Origin of the sequence: Stenotrophomonas sp. GD04024, assembly GCF_029837545.1 — a bacterium.
Taxonomy (GTDB): Bacteria; Pseudomonadota; Gammaproteobacteria; order Xanthomonadales; family Xanthomonadaceae; genus Stenotrophomonas; species Stenotrophomonas forensis.
In genome coordinates, this window is the sequence record NZ_JAOEDV010000033.1 from 1 (window position 1) to 17,401 (window position 17,401).

The 17,401-nt window shown below is 66.6% G+C and carries 16 protein-coding genes and 3 tRNA genes; 4 read left to right on the plus strand and 15 right to left on the minus strand.

The window, feature by feature from the left end:
• Positions 1-3: 3 nt before the first annotated feature.
• Both N7590_RS12225 and N7590_RS12230 read right to left on the minus strand, forming a co-directional pair.
• A complete protein-coding gene (locus tag N7590_RS12225) occupies positions 4-1,938 on the minus strand; it encodes an integrase arm-type DNA-binding domain-containing protein (protein ID WP_003097548.1) in 1,935 nt (644 codons plus the stop codon).
• Positions 1,939-2,165: 227 nt separating this feature from the next.
• Positions 2,166-2,241: transfer RNA gene (locus N7590_RS12230), tRNA-Gly, on the minus strand.
• Positions 2,242-2,369: 128 nt separating this feature from the next.
• Between N7590_RS12230 and N7590_RS12235 the strand changes: the two genes are divergently transcribed.
• The 3 genes from N7590_RS12235 (at position 2,370) to N7590_RS12245 (ending at position 3,756) form a co-directional block, all read left to right on the plus strand.
• Positions 2,370-2,771, plus strand: coding sequence for a hypothetical protein (locus N7590_RS12235; protein WP_279935558.1), 402 nt, complete (start codon positions 2,370-2,372; stop codon positions 2,769-2,771).
• Complete coding sequence (locus tag N7590_RS12240; RefSeq protein WP_164240758.1) at positions 2,764-3,207, plus strand: hypothetical protein; 444 nt, start codon at positions 2,764-2,766, stop codon at positions 3,205-3,207. Before N7590_RS12235 ends, N7590_RS12240 begins: the two co-directional genes overlap by 8 nt.
• A 150-nt stretch (positions 3,208-3,357) precedes the next feature.
• Positions 3,358-3,756 (plus strand): hypothetical protein, encoded by a 399-nt coding sequence (locus N7590_RS12245; protein ID WP_164240769.1) that lies wholly within the window; start codon positions 3,358-3,360, stop codon positions 3,754-3,756.
• A 9-nt stretch (positions 3,757-3,765) separates the two neighbouring features.
• Here N7590_RS12245 and N7590_RS12250 read toward each other — a convergent pair whose 3' ends face one another.
• From N7590_RS12250 to N7590_RS12280, 7 genes are all read right to left on the minus strand, one after another.
• The gene (locus N7590_RS12250) at positions 3,766-4,680 is read right to left on the minus strand and encodes an HlyD family efflux transporter periplasmic adaptor subunit (protein WP_164240757.1); all 915 of its coding nucleotides are present in this window, start codon (positions 4,678-4,680) and stop codon (positions 3,766-3,768) included.
• On the minus strand, positions 4,677-5,405 hold the full coding sequence (locus tag N7590_RS12255) for an ABC transporter ATP-binding protein (protein WP_053512098.1): 729 nt from the start codon (positions 5,403-5,405) through the stop codon (positions 4,677-4,679). The genes N7590_RS12250 and N7590_RS12255 overlap by 4 nt, the downstream gene beginning before the upstream one ends.
• 10 nt (positions 5,406-5,415) lie before the next feature.
• Positions 5,416-6,555: an ABC transporter permease gene (locus N7590_RS12260; RefSeq protein WP_279935559.1), complete on the minus strand. Its 1,140-nt coding sequence runs from the start codon at positions 6,553-6,555 to the stop codon at positions 5,416-5,418.
• Complete coding sequence (locus N7590_RS12265) at positions 6,552-8,015, minus strand: TolC family protein (RefSeq protein ID WP_279935560.1); 1,464 nt, start codon at positions 8,013-8,015, stop codon at positions 6,552-6,554. Before N7590_RS12265 ends, N7590_RS12260 begins: the two co-directional genes overlap by 4 nt.
• A gap of 370 nt (positions 8,016-8,385) precedes the next feature.
• Positions 8,386-8,461 (minus strand) — tRNA-Gly (locus tag N7590_RS12270).
• Positions 8,462-8,577: 116 nt separating this feature from the next.
• Positions 8,578-9,684, minus strand: coding sequence for an NAD(P)/FAD-dependent oxidoreductase (locus N7590_RS12275; RefSeq protein ID WP_279935561.1), 1,107 nt, complete (start codon positions 9,682-9,684; stop codon positions 8,578-8,580).
• A gap of 163 nt (positions 9,685-9,847) precedes the next feature.
• Complete coding sequence (locus N7590_RS12280; protein ID WP_053512157.1) at positions 9,848-11,059, minus strand: NAD(P)/FAD-dependent oxidoreductase; 1,212 nt, start codon at positions 11,057-11,059, stop codon at positions 9,848-9,850.
• A gap of 284 nt (positions 11,060-11,343) precedes the next feature.
• Here N7590_RS12280 and N7590_RS12285 point away from each other — a divergent pair, with 284 nt between their 5' ends.
• Positions 11,344-11,904, plus strand: coding sequence for an Rrf2 family transcriptional regulator (locus N7590_RS12285; protein ID WP_053512158.1), 561 nt, complete (start codon positions 11,344-11,346; stop codon positions 11,902-11,904).
• A 59-nt stretch (positions 11,905-11,963) separates the two neighbouring features.
• Here the strand turns inward: N7590_RS12285 and N7590_RS12290 are convergent.
• From N7590_RS12290 to kdsB, 6 genes are all read right to left on the minus strand, one after another.
• Positions 11,964-12,039: transfer RNA gene (locus N7590_RS12290), tRNA-Gly, on the minus strand.
• 144 nt (positions 12,040-12,183) lie between these two features.
• The gene (pgsA, locus tag N7590_RS12295; RefSeq protein ID WP_053449308.1) at positions 12,184-12,813 is read right to left on the minus strand and encodes a CDP-diacylglycerol--glycerol-3-phosphate 3-phosphatidyltransferase; all 630 of its coding nucleotides are present in this window, start codon (positions 12,811-12,813) and stop codon (positions 12,184-12,186) included.
• Positions 12,814-12,832: 19 nt separating this feature from the next.
• Positions 12,833-14,677 (minus strand): excinuclease ABC subunit UvrC, encoded by a 1,845-nt coding sequence (gene uvrC, locus N7590_RS12300; protein WP_053511557.1) that lies wholly within the window; start codon positions 14,675-14,677, stop codon positions 12,833-12,835.
• Entirely contained in the window at positions 14,674-16,086 is a 1,413-nt protein-coding gene (locus N7590_RS12305) for a hypothetical protein (RefSeq protein ID WP_164241073.1), read from the minus strand. The genes uvrC and N7590_RS12305 overlap by 4 nt, the downstream gene beginning before the upstream one ends.
• Complete coding sequence (locus tag N7590_RS12310) at positions 16,083-16,571, minus strand: low molecular weight protein-tyrosine-phosphatase (RefSeq protein WP_164241072.1); 489 nt, start codon at positions 16,569-16,571, stop codon at positions 16,083-16,085. Before N7590_RS12310 ends, N7590_RS12305 begins: the two co-directional genes overlap by 4 nt.
• Positions 16,568-17,341, minus strand: coding sequence for a 3-deoxy-manno-octulosonate cytidylyltransferase (kdsB, locus tag N7590_RS12315; protein ID WP_164241071.1), 774 nt, complete (start codon positions 17,339-17,341; stop codon positions 16,568-16,570). Before kdsB ends, N7590_RS12310 begins: the two co-directional genes overlap by 4 nt.
• Positions 17,342-17,401: the final 60 nt, after the last annotated feature.

Below are 17,401 nucleotides of genomic sequence, written 5' to 3' on the forward strand. Positions count from 1 at the left end.
GCGTCAGGCACTTTCGAGCATTGCCGCATCATTTAGCAACCGTTGAATGCGCTGGCGAGTCTCCTCTGGAATACCTTGCACAGACGAGTCAGGTCCGGGCCTGTTTGGCTGCTGCTGGGTGCCCGCGATGACCCGCACGACCATGCCCAAATTTCCTGGTGTCACGATGTCGATGGCTGCGCGATCACCCAGGTCCGGATGTGGGCGGGTCAGCATCCGGTACAGGTCCCACGGATCCGCATGCGGGCACTGGTTCATGAGCACCTGTGCCAGCTTGTGCTTGAGGGGTACCAGCTGCCAGTCGGGCACGCGTTGCCCGCGGTTGCCCAAGCTGATGGACAGCAGCTTGCCCGCCTTCAGCTCGCGGTTGATCTGGTCCTTGGACTTCCCGGCCAACTTGCCGAACAGCGGGACCGGCAGACTGCTCGGCGATTCGTAGATGACCAGCATTTCCTCGCGCTCGCGCTGGATGACAGACACCTCCGGCTCTGGCGCATGCGTCGGGGGCGGTGGTACCTGCGACAGTCGCTGGAATGTGATTCCCCCGTCGTTTGGCGTCACGACGATGGGTTCGGCCACCACAGGCGGAACGGATGCCGCAGAAGCAGCAGCGACGATGGTGTTGGGCTTGTCCTCCTCTGCCATGGCCGGCACGCCCTCGATATGGATCGTGAGGTGCGCGCTGGCCGCTTCCACTTGGCCCTGTTCGAGCAGATCGAGACGATCCGCCCAGTCCTGCATCATCCGGCGGCGCGGCTCAACATACTTGGCGTGGTTGTAGGCCGAACTCACCTTGTTCGGGTCCGAGTGCGAAAGCTGCGCGTCCACCCAAATCTTGGGATAGCCGATCTCGTTGAGCGCCGTCGAGATGGTTCCGCGGATGCCGTGACCGGTCAGTTGATCCTCGTAGCCCATTCGTTTCAAGGCCGCGTTGAGGGTGTTCTCGCTGATGCGCTTCTTGAGTTCGCTGCGGTGCGTGAGCAGATGGACCTGGGCCGGCCTCATCACACCCAACAGGTAGCGCACGATCTCGATGGCCTGCACGGACAACGGCACGATGTAGGGCGGAACGTCCTGCGGGCGCTTGCCGGCCTTGCGCATCTCGTCTTGGAGTTGCTTGACGATCTGCGGCGGGATGATCCACAGGCCACGGTCGAGATCGAACTGGTCCGGGGTCGCCAGCCGCAGCTCGCCGGTACGCACGCCGGTCAGGAACAGCAGCCGGATGCCGAGTTGGGTCTGCCAACCACGAGGGTTGTAGAGCCTGAGCTTGTGCAGGAACTCGGGAAGCTCCGGAAGATGCAGGTAGGGGTTGTGGTTCACCGGGGGCTTGGGCTCGGCCACCACGTCCAGGTCGGAGGCCGGATTGGCTTCCAGCCCCTCCACGATGACGAGGGCATAGCGGAACAACTGCCCCAGCCAGGTGCGGACCTTCTCGGCAGTGGTGAACGCCTTGCGCTCCTCGATCCTCGCCAGGACGCCCAGGAGTTGGGGCCGGCGAATGTCGTAGATCGACATCTGCTTGAGGCTAGGCAGCACGTCCTTGTTGAAGATCCGCAGGATTTGCGACAGCGTGCTGTTCCTGCCCTCCTTGATTTCCTTGCGGCGATGCTCGACCCACGCATCGAAGACGGCCTTGAAGGTGTAGTCGGCCGCAAGCTTGACCGCGTGTCGCTTCTGTTTCCGATCGGTATGGGGGTTGACGCCCTTTGCCAGAAGCGCCCGGGCTTCGTCGCGCAAGGTGCGCGCTTCGCGCAAACCGATCTCGGGGTAGTTCCCCAGGGAGATGCGCTTTTGCTTGCCGAGCCAGTAATAGCGCAAATGCCACGACTTGCCGCCGGTGCGGGCGACCACCAGGCCGAGGCCATCGGTGTCGGGGATGCTGTAGGTTTTCTCGGCGGCCTTGGCTTGCCGCACGGTCAGATCAGAGAGTGTCATCATCAAGCTCCTAAGTCTTGGACTTAGGCCCGATGCTGCTTGTCATCCCGATCCAACCCCAGCAACAACCCGGAACCGGCACGACCCGCATTCTTTGGCCTTGTTTTTGGCCTCAAAAATGGTGGCTGTCAGTGGACTTTCGTGGCTTTCGCTGGAATGAAAAAAGGAGCCGAAGCTCCTCTTTTCAATGACTTACAGACGTCAGTGGAAGTCTGTAGATCATAAATTGGAGCGGGAAACGAGACTCGAACTCGCGACCTCAACCTTGGCAAGGTTGCGCTCTACCAACTGAGCTATTCCCGCAGATTCTTCGACCTGCGTCGAAGGAGCGCTATTGTGTCCAAATTCCTTCACGTCGTCAACAGTCTTCACACGATGCGGTCACGGGCGTCCGCGCTGGGGTACGCTGCCCCGCCCAGTTGCCTTCGGCCATGTTCCTTCGCGGCAAGCCCCTGTTGATCGCCCTGCTGCTGCACCTGCTGGTGGCGCTGCTGTACTGGGCGCTGATTCCGCTGGGGATGAACACCTATCGCGACCATTTCGGATTCACCTCCCATCGCGACATCGGCCTGGGCATCGCCCAGTTCCACCTGTTCTGGATGTTCCTTGCCGCCCAGCCATTGATCGCAGCCCTGCGGCCACTGTTCGCGAAGCTGCTGGTACTGGCGATCCCGCTGGCGTTCGTGACCTGGACGCTGATGCACAACCACCCGCTGCGCCTGTTGTACTTCACCATCGGGCCCGGCCTGCTGGCGCTGGGCGCCATCGCGGTGAGCCTACGTTATTCGTCGCTCGGAACCTCACGCCCCACCACGGACATCGCCGATGCCTAGACGCTACGTCCGCCTGTTCTGGCTGCTGGTCTCGCTCACCTGGCTGGCGCTGATCGCCGCGCTGGTCAATGCCGGCTTCACCCCTGACTACTGGCTGCTGCATCGCCTCGAAGGCATCGAGCCGCGCTACCCCACCAGCAGCGTCATCGTGTTCGCGCTGCTCGGAACGGTGGAGCTGGTGGTGACCACACTCATCGTGCGGCCCTGGAAGCTGAAGCGGCTGTGGCTGCGCCTGCTGATCGCCTTCGCCCTGCTGCTGGCGTGGTCGGTGCCGTGGATGCTGTCGGCCATGCACCAGCCGCCCGTGCACGGCATGCATCTGCTGTGGTTGCTGCTGCTGGACGTGGGGCTGCTGCTGGCACTGTGCGGGGTGTCGCTGGTCAGCGTCCTCGGACGCCTTTCCACCAGGAAGAAGGCCCGGATTGCGGTTCCGTAAGGCAATGGCTTCGAGTGCTTTGACGTTTCATCTTTCGGACCTTTTGCATGGATAGCGGCAGGCCAATCCAGGAAGGTTGAAGATCCTCCAGCAATGACCGCCTGAATCGTGCCCTTGCCCCTCGTATTCCGCGCCTCCCCAGCCTTCTGGATGTTCGCGTTCCTCATCTGGCTGCTGCTGGTTTCCGCACTCATCCATGCCGGCTTCCAGCCGGATCATTGGCAGCAGCCTGACACCGTGTACGGAGTCGTGCCGTATCCCACAGGATCCGTCATTTCCTTCGCATTGATCATCCTGGCTGAGATCGTTGCAATGGGCCTGATCGTGCAGCCATGGAGGTTCGGACGCCTGTGGCTGCGAATGCAGCTTGGCATATTTCAATGGCTGGCCTGGACGGCCTACTGGAGCGCGATCTCCATGCATCAATCACCCGTACGCGGCGTACATCTGCTCTGGTTGATTGCCGCCAGCGCCATCCTACTGCTTGCGCTGTTCGTGATCGTGCCGGCCTCGCTGTGGCCGCGCCTACGCCGCTGGCTCGGGAGCTGAGGCCGACGCCTACTTCCGGAACTCCACCCGCACATGCTGGCCGAAGCGCGCCTTGGCCGCGCCGTCGAACTCCAACACGCACTCCACCACCTTGGCCACGCCGCGCCCGGCGTCTTCGGGAAGGCGCGCCTGCGCGAACACCGGGCTGATCCGCACCACGCGTGCGGACGGCAGCGTACTCGTGTTCTCGGCACCATCACTGTCCGGCACCACGGTGGCCTTCATGCCCACCTGCACGGCATCGGCATAGGCGGCGCTCAGCTCTGCACGCACCTGCAGCGGGCGCGCCGGCAGCAGCGAGATCGCTGGCTTGCCCGCCTGCACGAAGGCGCCGAGGCCCGGCACCTGGCCGACCACGGTGCCGGCTTCGGGCGCGCTCAACGACATCTGCTGCAGTTTCAGTCTGGCGTGTTCCAGCTTGTGCTGGGCCATGTCGACCTGCGCGCCGGCCACGTCGACGTCGGCACGCACGCCGGCCAGCTGCTGCCTGGCCGCGTCGGCCTGCTGATTGGACGACACGCCTTCGCTGGCGCCGGTAGACAGGCGGGCAGCATTGCGCTCCAGTTCGCGCAGCTGTGCCTGGCCGCCCTTCAGCCGGTCATTGGCCAGCGCGAGATCGGCGGTGGCCATCGCCACCTCCTGCTGCAGCAGCGCACCGTCCAGCGACAGCAGCAACTGCCCCTTCTTCACCGTGGCGCCCTCCTTCACCGGCGCGGCGGTGATCGATCCATCCACCGGCGGCGCCAATGCGATCAGCCCGCCCTCGACATCGATGATGCCGCGCGCCACCGCGACCTTGCCGGCGGTGGCAGTGCTTGCTTTACCTGCAGGTGCCTGGGCGGGCGCGTCTTTGGAACAGGCGCCAAGCAGCAATGCCGCGGACAGGGCCAGGCTGAGGGGGAGCAGGTGCGACGTCTTGGTCATGGGGCGGACTCTACAGTTTCGTTCTGGCGGCGGTCATCACGGACCATGCCGTCTTCCATGGCGATCACCCGATCGGCATGCCGGATCAGGCGCGGATCGTGGCTCACGCACAGCACGGTGGCGCCATGCGCACGTGCGTAGCGATGCAGAATGTCGATCACGCGCTGGCCGTTCTCGGCGTCCAGCGCGCTGGTGGGTTCATCGGCGAAGATCAGCGTCGGTGATTTGGCGAAGGCGCGGGCGACGGCCACGCGCTGCTTCTCGCCGCCGGACAACTGCGCCGGGCGCATATGGCTGCGATGGATCAAGCCGACTTCTTCCAGCGCCCTGCGCGCCAGCGGCTCGCTTTCGCGATTGCTCATGCCACGGTAGCCCAGCGGCAGCTGCACCTGCTCAAGCGCGGTCAGCGCCGGGAACAGGTTGAAGCCCTGGAACACAAAGCCGACATGGTGCAGGCGGAAACGCTCGACCTCGCTGCGGGTCATGTGACCCACATCCTGGCCCAGCGCATGCACGCGGCCACCATCGGGTGAAGACAGGCCGGACAGCAGCGACAACAGCGTGCTCTTGCCGCAGCCGGACGGGCCCGACACCAGGGTCAGCTCGCCGGGGTAGATGTCCAGCGACAGGCCGCGCAGCACCGGTACCTGCACATCGCCGGACATGAAGCCCTTTTCCAGTGCGTCGGCCTGCAGGGTCGGGGCGACGGCGGGTGTGGAAGTCATCGGCCGGTCCTCAACGCAGCAGCAACGATGGATCGGAGCGGACCACGCTGCGGACCGCCATGATGCTGGACAGCATGGCCATCACCGCAACCAGCGCCACGCAGCCGATGATGACCATCGGCGTCAGCTGCACCGGCACGCGCTGGGTCTGCGCGATCAACAGCACGACGGTGCTGAACGCCGCCGCCAGCAACATGCCAACCCCACCGATCAGCAGCGCCTGCTCGAACACGACCCGCGCCAGCGCGTAGCGGCCGGCTCCAAGCGCATTGAGCGTGGCGTATTCGCGCACCGAGCCGGCCACCACCGAAGCAAACGACTGGTTGGTGATCACCGCGCCGACGAAGCAGACGATGACCGCCATGAACAACACCGCGATGCCGGCGCCGGTATCGAACAGCCAGTACTGCTGCGATCGGCTGGCAAACTCGGGCGCCGTCCAGAACTCGACCGGCGTGGCCTGGCCCATCGACGCGGCCAGACGATCGCGCACGCGGTCGGCCAGCTCCGGCGAACGCAGGCCCGCCACGAAATAGGTACTGCCTTCATGCGGGTCGGTACCGGCAATGGCACGCGCGGTATCCAGCGACGCCAGCACGTTGACGCCGCCAGGGCCGCGCAGCCCCGGCTGTGCGGCAACCACGCGCACCGCCTTGCCGTTGATCCAGGCACGGTTGTCCTGCAGGTCCACGCCCAGCGTATCCAGATCGGCACTGTCGACGATCACCGCGCCCGGCTCGCGCAGCTGCGCGCGCAGGTCGGCCGGCAGGATGCGCGCGAACATCATCGCGTCATCCTGGGTGGAGATACCGGACAGGTAGACCGACACGTTACCGGTACCCTGCGCGCTGGAGCGCCATTCGCCATCGACCCATTCGTAGGGTTCGACGCGGGTGACATCCGGGTCCATGCGCAGGTGGCTTTCCACGTCCGCGCTGATTGCATGGCCGTAGTTGACGCTCTGGGTGCCGGGGAAACCGGCCCAGATGTCGGCCGAGGATGCCTTCACATAGATCGCGGCGGTACCGAAGATGCCCAGCACCAGCGCCGCCTGCACGATCAGCAGCACGCCGGCGAAGCACATCGCCAGCACCACCGGCAGGAACCGGCGCCACTCATAGGCCAGGGTTTTCCGCGCCAGCGCGATCATTGCGGTTCGCCCTCGCCCTCGACGGGCAGCGGCGCGCCGCCAAGTGCGCGATACAGGGAGGCGAATGCCAGCACGCGCGCGCCCTGCGCACCGATCAGATCGGCCTGCGAAGACAACGCAGCGCGCTGGTTGTCGAGGCCATCGAATTCGCTGGACAGGCCCAACTGCACCTGCCGCGCCTGGCGCTTGACCTGCTGGCCGGCGGCATCATTGGCCGCACGCAGCGACTGGATGCTGCTGTCCTGGCGTGCCAGGCTGCCCAGTGCGCCCTCCACTTCGCTCACCCCTTCCAGCACCGCCTTGCGGTAGCCGAGCAGCGCGGCATCCAGCTGTTTCTCATCGGCATGGAACCGCGCGCGGCGCTGGCCCCAATCCCACAGCGGAATATCGATGTACGGGCCGATGGAGGGACTGGAATCGGAATTGGAGCGGGCGTTCTGGGTGAGGTTGTAGGCGTACAGGATCGAACCGCCGAGGCTGACCCGCGGATACATCGCGGCACGCGCGGAACCCTTGCTTGCCGCAGCCTGCATCACTTCCGATTCGGCCAGCAGGATCTGCGGACGGTGACGCAGCAGGTCGGCCGGCACCTGCTGCAGCGAGAATGCGCCCAGCTTCGGCGGCGTGCGATACGCACGCCAGGCCGGGTCCGGGCCATCGCGGCCCAGCAGCAGGGCCAATGCACGGGCGGCATTGTCCGCATTCTCGCTGGCCTGCGCCGTGGCCGCGCGGGTGGCTGCCTGGCGAGCCCGCAGCCGATCAAGTTCGCCTGGCTCATCCAGGCGCAGGCGCTGGCGAACCAGCGCCAACTGCTCGCCGCGATCATCCACCGCCTGCTGCCGGGCCAGCAGGTCCTGCTGGGCCTGCGCCACGGTCAGATCCAGGTAGCTGCGCACCACGTCGGCGATCACCGCAACCTGCGCAGCACTGCGCAGCGCCTCGGCATTGCCTGCCGAAGCCTGCGCGCTCAACTGCGCACTCTCGGCGGCACCGAACAGGCCCAGGTCCCAGATCGCTTCAATGCCCGCATGGAAGTAGGTATCGACGGCGGCGGCGTCCTGCACCTGCTTGGCGCTGGCCGAGATCTCCGGCAGGAAGCGCGAGTCCGACGTGCCGGCGACGATCCGCACCGCCTGCAGGCGCAGCGTGGCCTGCTGCAGGTCGAGGTTGCCGGCAATGGCCTGGTTCACCAGGCCATCCAGCGCCGGGTCGGCCAGCACCTTCCACCATTGCCTGGCGTCCACCGCCACGCCCTGCCCCTGTGGCAGCTGGGCCCAGGCGCTGGGCGTGCGGTCGGGCAGGTCCGGCACCGGCACCGACATGCAACCCGCCAGGGCCAGGCTGGCCAGCAGTGCGCCGGGGCGCAGCACCGCCTGCAGGGAAAATCCGCGCCCGGTCCTGGGCACTGCCACTGGAGTGATACGCCTGACCACCAGCCCGCCAACGTGTAGAAGGAGCATGAAGGCTACCGTGCGATTGTGGAGCGAACATGGAGAATTGGTCCGAAAAACGTCACAGCACGCGTGCGGTTCAGGCAACGCTGATGCTGGCCTTTCGCCAGCCTTTCAGCACGCGCGACGCGCAGAACGCTGGTGCAGATTCCAAGCCATTGAACCCTGCTGCCACCCACCCTCGAGCCTTGCACCCGCGATCGTCCCCACGACCGCATGCCCCGCCATTCCGATTGCGACACTGATGTCGGGATCATCCCGCAGGCGCACTGATACCACGCCCTCCATGAAGATGCCGTGGCGCGGCTGTGGCGACTGCAGCTGCCAGCATCGCGACAAACGAAAAAACGCCCCCTTGCGGGAGCGTTTTTCCTGAATCTGGAGCGGGAAACGAGACTCGAACTCGCGACCTCAACCTTGGCAAGGTTGCGCTCTACCAACTGAGCTATTCCCGCAGATTTCGTTCGACCTGCGTCGAAGGAGCGCTATTGTGTCGATATTGCTGCACGGCGTCAACAGGAATTTTCACGTGGCGTAAGCGGCCTGGCTTGGGCGCCCCGGCCTGCTCCCTTCACGTGCGAAGACCGCGACGGTGGAAGTAGATCTGCTCGGCGAGGCGCCGCGTGGCTGCCGTATGCAGCAGTACGTTGAGGGGCCAATCGGCCTGCAGATGATCCATCGCCCAGCCCAGCAGGCGCTTGCCATGGAACGCCGGCGCCACCTGCCGCGCCACATGCTCCGGCTGTGGGCCGGTGCCGCGCAGATGCCGGCCAATGGCATCGCCCACGGCCCAGCCATGCCGCCACGAGGAGTGGATACCGCCGGCCGAGAGCGGCGAGACGATGCCCGCGGCGTCGCCGGTCAGGATCACGCCAGGGCCGGTGATCGGGCCGTCCGGCCGGCCGCACGGCACCAACCCGGCGCGGGTGGCCGAAGGCCGCGCGGCGGGCGGAATGCCGACCACATCGCGCACGTGCCCAAGGAAGCCATCGATATCCGGCGGCCGCACCTGTGCCGGGTCATGGCGCAGTGCCAGGCCCACCTGCAGGCCCGTCGGATTCTGTGCGACCCAGCCGATATAGCCCGGTGCGAAGCGCTTGCTGACGAAGCAATGCAATGCATCGCCCTGTGGCAATTGCAGGCCAGCGAACTCGCGTTCGACGCCGTAAAGGTTGTCACGCACCCGACCGAGGCCGGTGCGCTGGGCCACGCGCGAACGCGCGCCATCGGCACCGACCAGATAGGCGCAGCGCCCCACTCCTTCCACATCCCAACCTTCGCCACTGCGGCGGGCACCGGTGAAGGACTGTTGCAGGTGCAGGTCCACGCCGTTCGCACGCAGTTCGCTGGCCAGCCAGCGCATCAGGTTCGGCGTATCGGTGGTGAGGAAGTAGTAGCCGGGTGCAGTCAGCAGCACGTTGCGCAGGTTGGGCGCGTACAGGCGCACATCCGCGACGCGTTGCAGCAGGTGCTCCGGCATACGCCCCAGCCACGTCTGTTCCATCGCTTCCTTCACCACGATGCCGGTGGTGTGCAGGCGCTCGCCGGGATCGGCCTTGCGTTCCAGCACGCACACGCGCAGGCCGTACTGGGCAGCAGCCAGCGCACAGGCGGCACCGGCGAAACTGGCGCCGACGATGACCACGTCCTGGTCGTAAGCGGAGGGAATGTGGGGCATTGCTGCAAGGCCTGCTGGAAATCAGGGATGCAGCTTCAAGCCAGCGCATGGCGGGGCGATGGGGTGACGGTGAAGTGGGGATGAAGCGGTGCTTTGCACGTGCTGCGCCATGAGGAGCACCACTCCCTTCAGGGAGCGGTGCTTGCTGAACGTCCTGGCGCTGTCAGGCAACCACGATGCGAAGCGGGTCGGCCAACGCCAGGATCTCCGCACGCTCACCACTGGGCGGATAGATCCATTCGGTGTTGATGCGGGTCTTCAGCGCCTTGGCCTCCGCACCGAAAAGCACCACCTGGCGGTCCCAGCCCTCGGTGTAGACGGCGCCCCACGGCCCCAGGTCCAGGCAGGTCACGTACTTGGGCTGCGCGTAGGGAATCATCGCCTCCCCGATCAGGTCGGCGGCCGCATTGTGGCCGGCCGAGCGTCCCAGGTTCATCGCGTGCTGGCAGGACATCATCGCTACGTTGCCATCGTCGTCCGTGGCGGCGTGCGCGCAGTCGCCAGTGGCGAATACCGCGTCGACACCCGTCGCCTTGAGGGTGCGATCGACGTGCAGGCGACCCACGGCGTCGTGCTGGCCGGGGATCTGTGCGGCCAAGGTGCTGGCACGTGCACCGGCCGTCCAGATGACGGTCGCGGCGTCGATGCGTTCACCGTTCTCGAGGGTCACGCCTTCGGCATCCACGTGGGCCACGCCCGAACCCAGCCGCCACGACACGCCCAGCTCGGTCAGGGCCTGGGTGATGACCGGCCGTGGGCCTTCGCCGAGGTCCGGACCCAAGGCCTCGGCACGCTCGACCATGATGACGTTCACTGCGGCATCGGCACCGAGCACGTCGCGCAGGCGGTCCGGCATCTCGGCTGCGGTTTCGATACCGGTGAAGCCGGCACCCGCGATCACCACCGTGTTGCGTCCTGCGTTTTCGGGGCGATCGGCAAGATGCTCCAGGTGCACCTGCAATCGCGCCGCGTCGGCGATCTGATCGACATTGAAGGCGTGCTGCTGCAGGCCCGGAATCGGCGGGCAGTTCAGGCGGCTGCCGGCGGCCAGCACCAGGCGATCGTAGTGCAGCGTCTGCGATGCGGCATCCGCACCATGGCCCACCACCTGCACCTGCTGGTTGGCAACATCGATGTGCTCGACGCGGCCGGCAAGGTAGTGCACGCCGACGGCATCGAAGATCGGCTGCAGCGGGGCCTTCATGCGCTCCGGCCCCTTTTCGTACAGGCGTGGGCGCACATGCAGCTCAGGGGACGGCGCTACCAGCACGATCTGCACATCATGGCGCGCGGCCTGATCGAGAAGACGGGCGGCGGCCAGCGCGCTCCACATGCCGGCAAAGCCGGCGCCGATGACAACAATGCGTTTGGACACGGAGGTAAGTCCTTCTGGGAAATGAGATTCAGGCACCCATGCGCGTGGATGGCAGGGGCGTGAGTGATGTGGTGCGCCGGCACGCCACATAACGCGGATCATATGAGTCCGCGTTATGTGACGCAAGCAGTCGATGGCGGACCGTTCAGGCCAGCACGCCCCTGCCGTGCGCGTTCCCCCAGCCACAACGCCAATGAAATCAATGCCCTGCATGGGGCACTACTCGCTTGCGGCCAGTAACTCAGGCCCCTATAGTCCGCGTTACATTTTTCTGGACCGGTCCCATGGCCCACATCGGAACGGGCGTCGAGTACGCCCTGCACTGCCTGCTCTGGCTGGTCCCGCCGCTGGAACAGCGGCCCAGCAGCCGCGACCTGGCCGAACTGCAGGGCGTGCCGGCAGCCTTCATGGCGAAGATCTTTCCGAAGCTGGAGAAAGCCGGCATCGTCGAGTCCACCGGCGGCATCCGCGGCGGCTACCAGTTGGCGCGTGCGCCCGAGGACATCAGCGTGCTGGATGTGGTCGACGCCGTTGAGGGACAGAAGGCGCTGTTCGACTGCCAGGAGATCCGCGGGCGCTGCGCGCTGTTCGATGGCAACCCACCGCGCTGGGCCAACCGCGGCGTGTGCGGCATCCACGCGGTGATGATCAATGCGCAGAAGGCCATGCGCGAAGAACTGGCGCGTTCCAGCCTGGCGTCGATTGCCGAGGGCGTGCAGGGCAAGGGACGCCCGGCGAGCTTTGCAGGCGATGTGCAGGACTGGTTTGCCGACCGCCAGATTGCACGCGAAGAAGCGCGCATCACCGGCATGCGCGCACGCACGTCGGCACAGGACGATGATTGATCGCAGTGGCGCGCACGCAAACGAAAAACGCCCCCTTGCGGGAGCGTTCTTCTTGAATCTGGAGCGGGAAACGAGACTCGAACTCGCGACCTCAACCTTGGCAAGGTTGCGCTCTACCAACTGAGCTATTCCCGCTTGGGAGGCGAAATTCTACCTGTTCCAGGAATGGCGTCAAGCGGTTTTTTTGGCGTATGCGAGGCACCTGGCAGTGCGTATCCACGCCTGGCATGGATGCAGCATTTCCAGTAGATCCACGCCATGCGTGGATGTCGCGCCCGATCAACCGTTGCCCAGCTTCTTCTGGCGCGAACGTTCGCGTGCGGCGCGTTCGTCTTCGCGCAGGCTTGGCCAGGCGGCGTGCAGGTACTGCAGGCCCGACCACAGCGTCAGCACCGCCGCAATCGCCAGGGTCCAGTCGCCGATGTGGAACACCGGCCAGCCCATCCAGATGTCTTCCACTGGCACGTTCGGTGCCACCGAATAGAGCAGGCACAGCAGCGCGACCATCTGCGCGGTGGTCTTGACCTTGCCGATCATCGCCACGCGCACCTTGGCACGCTGGCCCAGCTCCGCCATCCACTCGCGCAGCGCCGACACCGCGATCTCACGGCCGACGATCACCGCCGCCCAGAACGCCATCCACGGCGTCGGGTGGCCCTGCACGATCAGGAACAGCGCCACCGCCACCATCAGCTTGTCCGCGACCGGGTCGAGGAAGGCGCCGAACGCCGATTCCAGCTGGTAACGGCGGGCAATCCAGCCATCGAGCCAGTCGGTGATCGCGGCCAGGCCGAAGATCGCCGCCGAAGCGAAGTTGGTCCAGGTGTAGGGCAGGTAGAACACCAGCACCAGCACCGGGATCATCACGATCCGCAACAACGTCAGCCAGGTGGGGAGGGTCAACTTCATGGCGTGCGTGCTTCTCTCTCTACTCGGCCGCATCGGGCGTGGCCAACCCGTGCAGGTTAGCGTAGATACGCGCCGCGAGGGCGTCATTGATGCCTTCCACCTTGGCGATTTCCGCTTCGCCGGCGGCTTTCAGGCCCACAAGGCCACCGAAATGCTTGAGCAGGCTGGCACGGCGACGCGGCCCGATGCCGGGGATGTCCTCCAGCTTGCTGGTCATCCGCGCCTTCTGCCGGCGACCGCGATGGCCGGTGATGGCGAAGCGGTGCGCCTCGTCGCGCACCTGCTGGATGAACTGCAGCGCCGGATTGGCCGCACCCGGCCGCAGTTCGCGCCCATCTGGCATCACCAGCGCTTCGTGGCCGGCGCGGCGTTCCACGCCCTTGGCCACACCTACCAGCAGCACCCCTTCCACGCCGAGGTCGGCCAGCGCGGCCTGGGCCTGCGCCAACTGGCCGGCGCCACCGTCGATCAGCAGTACGTCCGGCAGCACGCCCTGCTCTTCCACGGCACGGCGGAAGCGGCGGTCGATGGCCTGGCGCATGGCGGCGTAGTCATCGCCCGGCTCGATACCGCTGATGTTGAAGCGGCGGTACTGCGCGCGCACCGGGCCAGCAGCATCGAACACCACGCAGGAGGCCACGGTGGCTTCGCCGAGGGTATGACTGATGTCGAAGCACTCCACCCGCTTGACCGGCTCGGCCAGGCCCAGCATGTCGCGCAGCGCGTCGCTGCGCGCGTGCTGCGCGTTGCGGCTGTTGAGTTCGGTGGCCAGGGTCAGCTGCGCGTTGCGGCTGGCCAGTTCCACGTAGCCGGCACGCTCGCCACGCACGTTCCACTTCAGCTGCACCTTGCGTTCGGCCGAGGCCGACAGCGCGGCGACCAGCAGGTCGGCATCGGGAATTTCGCGATCCAGCAGGATCTCGCGCGGCGGCTCGAATTCGATGTAGTACTGCGAGACGAACGCGGCCAGCACTTCCTCGGGGCTTTCCTCGCCATTGGTACGCGGGAAGAACGGACGGGTGCCCAGGTTGCGCCCATCACGGAACGCCAGCAGCAGCACACAGGCCTGCGAGCCCTGCATGGCCACCGCCAGCACGTCCAGGTCGGCGGCGCGGCCGTCCACGTACTGACGGGTCTGCATGCTGCGTAGTGAGGAAATCAGGTCGCGCAGGCGTGCGGCCTGTTCGAATTCCAACGCCTCGCTGGCCGCCTGCATCTGCTCGCCCAGCTCGCGGGTCAACTCATCGCTCTTGCCTTCCAGGAACAGCGCGGCACGACGCACCGACTCGGCATATTCTGCTGGCGCCACCAGTTCGACACAGGGCGCGCTGCAACGGCCGATCTGGTACTGCAGGCACGGTCGCGAACGATTGCGGAACACGCTGTCTTCGCAGCTGCGCAGCTTGAACAGCTTGTGCATCAGGTTGAGCGTCTCGCGTACCGCAGTGACACCCGGGTACGGCCCGAAATAGCGGCCGGGAATGGCACGCGGGCCGCGATGCAGCGCGATGCGCGGCCAGTCCTCGCGGGTCAGCAGCACATGCGGGTAGGTCTTGTCGTCGCGCAAGGAAACGTTGTAGCGCGGCGACAACGACTTGATCAGCTGGTTTTCCAGCAGGAGCGCCTCGGCTTCCGAGCGCGTGACAGTGACGTCCATGCGCGCGATCTGCGAGATCATCGACATGATCCGCGCGTTCTTCGGGCTGCCATTGAAATAGCTGCCGACGCGGTTGCGCAGTGCACGCGCCTTGCCCACGTACAGCAAGGTGTCGTCGGCCGCGTACATGCGGTACACGCCGGGTGCGGTGCTGAGATGGGCCGCGAAGGCCTTGCCATCAAAGGCCGGGGCGGGAACGTCGGTCATTCGCTGATCGGTACTTCGCTGAGCACGCCACTTTCAGGGTCCAGGCGCAGCACGGCGTGGGCATCGGTCTCGGCGATCCACACCGCGCCGGCGCCCACCGCCAGCCCGGCCGGGCCCTGCAGGCGACGCGGCAGCGGCTGGGTGGTGAGTTCGCCGCCGCCCAGGCGAAGCGTGCGCAGGCGGCCATTGCCGGAGTCGGCGATCCACAGCAGCGGAGCGTCCGGACTCAAGGCAATCGCCTGCGGGAACTGCAGGCGGGCCTGCGCGCGCGGGCCATCCTCATTGCCGAAGCGCCAGGGCCCCTGCCCGACCAGCGTCTGCACCAGGTCGCCGCGCAACTGCAGCGCACGGATCGAGGACCCCAGCGCGTCGGCCACGTACAGCACCTGCTGCACCACCGCCAGCGCGCTGGGCTGGGCGAAGGCGGCCAGGTGGCCACTGCCGTCGCGCTCGTCGATGGCACCACTGCCGGCGCGCCACTGCAGGCTGCGCTGACCCAGGTGATAGCTCCAGATGCGGTTGTCGCCGGCCATGGCGATATGCAGCTGGTTGTCGGCGATGGCCAGGCCGATCGGATGGTCCAGCGATACCTGCCGCGCCTGCGCAACCGGGCCCTCCACCGGCGCGCCGGGGCGGCCGTTGCCGCACAGCGTGTCGACGATGCCGGTGAGCAGGTTGATGCGTCGCACCGCATGGTTGCCGGTATCAGCCACGTACAGCGCGTCGCGTTCCAGAACCAGCGCCTGCGGTCGATGGAACGCCGCCTCGGCAAGGTTGCCATCCATGAAATCGGCGGTACCCAGCCCGAACTGGCGCAGGATGCGGCCACCATGGCTGCATTCGAGGATGCGGTGATGGCCGCTGTCGGCGATGTACAGGCGCTCGGTGCTGACGGCCAGCCCCAACGGAAAACGCAAGGCCTGGCGCGGCTCCGGATGCAGTTCGCTGCCTCCCCGCGGCGGCGCCGAAGGGGCGCCCTGGCACAGCGCGTTCAAGGCACGCTCAAGCTCACCGGGCGCGCCCTGCCCGACCAGCCGTTGCTGCTCGCGGCCCTGCGCGTCCAGCAGCACCATCGTTGGCCAGGCGTTGATGCCGAAGCGACGCCAGCCATCCCAGTCGGCATCCAGCAGCACCGGCATCGTCAGGCCCTGCCGGCGCAGCAGCTTCAATGCGGCCCCCGGGTCGCGCTCGAAATCAAAGCGCGGCACCTGCAGCACCAGCGGCTGCAGCTTGCCCGGGTGGCGTGACAGCCACTGGCCGAATTCGGCCAGCCGCTGCGCGCTCCAGGCGGAGGCGGCGTTGACGAACAGCAGCGCCACCGGCCGACCGCGCAGTTCGGTCAGGGTGCAGGGGGTGGCATTGAGCCAGGTGGCGAACTCGGGCAGGTCCGGGACGGGCTGGACGTTCATGGCCCGATTATGCCGGAGTCGGCGTCATGCAACAGTCGTGCCACGGCACGTTCTGCCGCAGTGTCGACCAGCGTCCAGACCTGCTCGAAGTGATCGTTGCCACCGGCGTAGGGATCCGGGATCGCCACCCGCCCCTGCCCGCCCGACCACGGCAGGTACAGCGCCAGCTGCTCGCGCTGGGCGGGTGCAGCCAGGCGACCGGCATCGCGCAGATTGGCTTCGTCGGCGCACAGGATCCAGTCGAAACGGTCGAAATCCACGGCCTGCAGCTGGCGTGCACGCAGGCCGCCAATGTCCACACCGTGCCCGGCCGCGCAGGCGATCGCGCGCCGGTCCGGTGGCTCACCGACGTGCCAGTCACCGGTACCGGCCGAATCGACCTGCACCCGCCCGGCCAGCGGCGAGGCGTCCAGGCGTGCGCGCAGCGCACCTTCGGCCATCGGCGAACGGCAGATGTTGCCGAGGCAGACGACCAGCAGTTTCATCGCGCGCCCATCGCCTGCAGCAGCGCTTCGGCGCGCTCGAGGTCCTCGGGAGTATCGATGCCCGGCGGGAACGGTTCCGGCGAGATCGCCACGCTGATCGCATAGCCGGCCTCCAGCACCCGCAGCTGTTCCAGCGATTCGACCTGCTCCAGCTGGCCCGGCGGCATCGCCGCGAACTGCTGCAGGAAGCCGGCGCGATAGCCATAGATGCCGATATGGCGCAGCCAGGCATGGCCTTCCGGCAGGGTGTCGCGGCTGCGGGCGAAGCCATCGCGGTGCCAGGCGATCGGCGCACGGCTGAAGTACATCGCCTCGTTGCGCACGTTGCGCACCAGCTTGACCACGTTCGGGTCGAACAGGGTGTGCGCGTCCTCGACGGTGGTGGCAAGGGTCGACATCGGCGCATTGCCGCCGACCAGCGCGTCGGCCACTGCGCGGATACCAGCCGCAGGCGCGAAGGGTTCATCGCCCTGCAGGTTCACCACCACGGTGTCATCGGCCCAGCCGGCAATGCGCGCGCACTCGGCCAGGCGGTCGGTGCCGGACGCGTGCGAGGTTGCGGTCATCGCCACCTTCACTTCAGCCAGCCCGGACAGCGTGTCGGCGATGCGCTGGTCGTCGGTGGCGACCCAGACCTCGCCAGCGCCCGCCTGCAGCGCGCGGCGCGCCACGTGCAGGACCAGCGGCTCACCGCCCAGCAGGCGCAGCGGCTTGCCCGGCAGCCGCGATGCGGCATAGCGGGCCGGGATGGCGACGACGAATTCGGTCATGCGGGCGGTACTCGGCAGGCTCGTTGCAACAGGAATGCGGCCGGCGGCAGCTGAATGCAA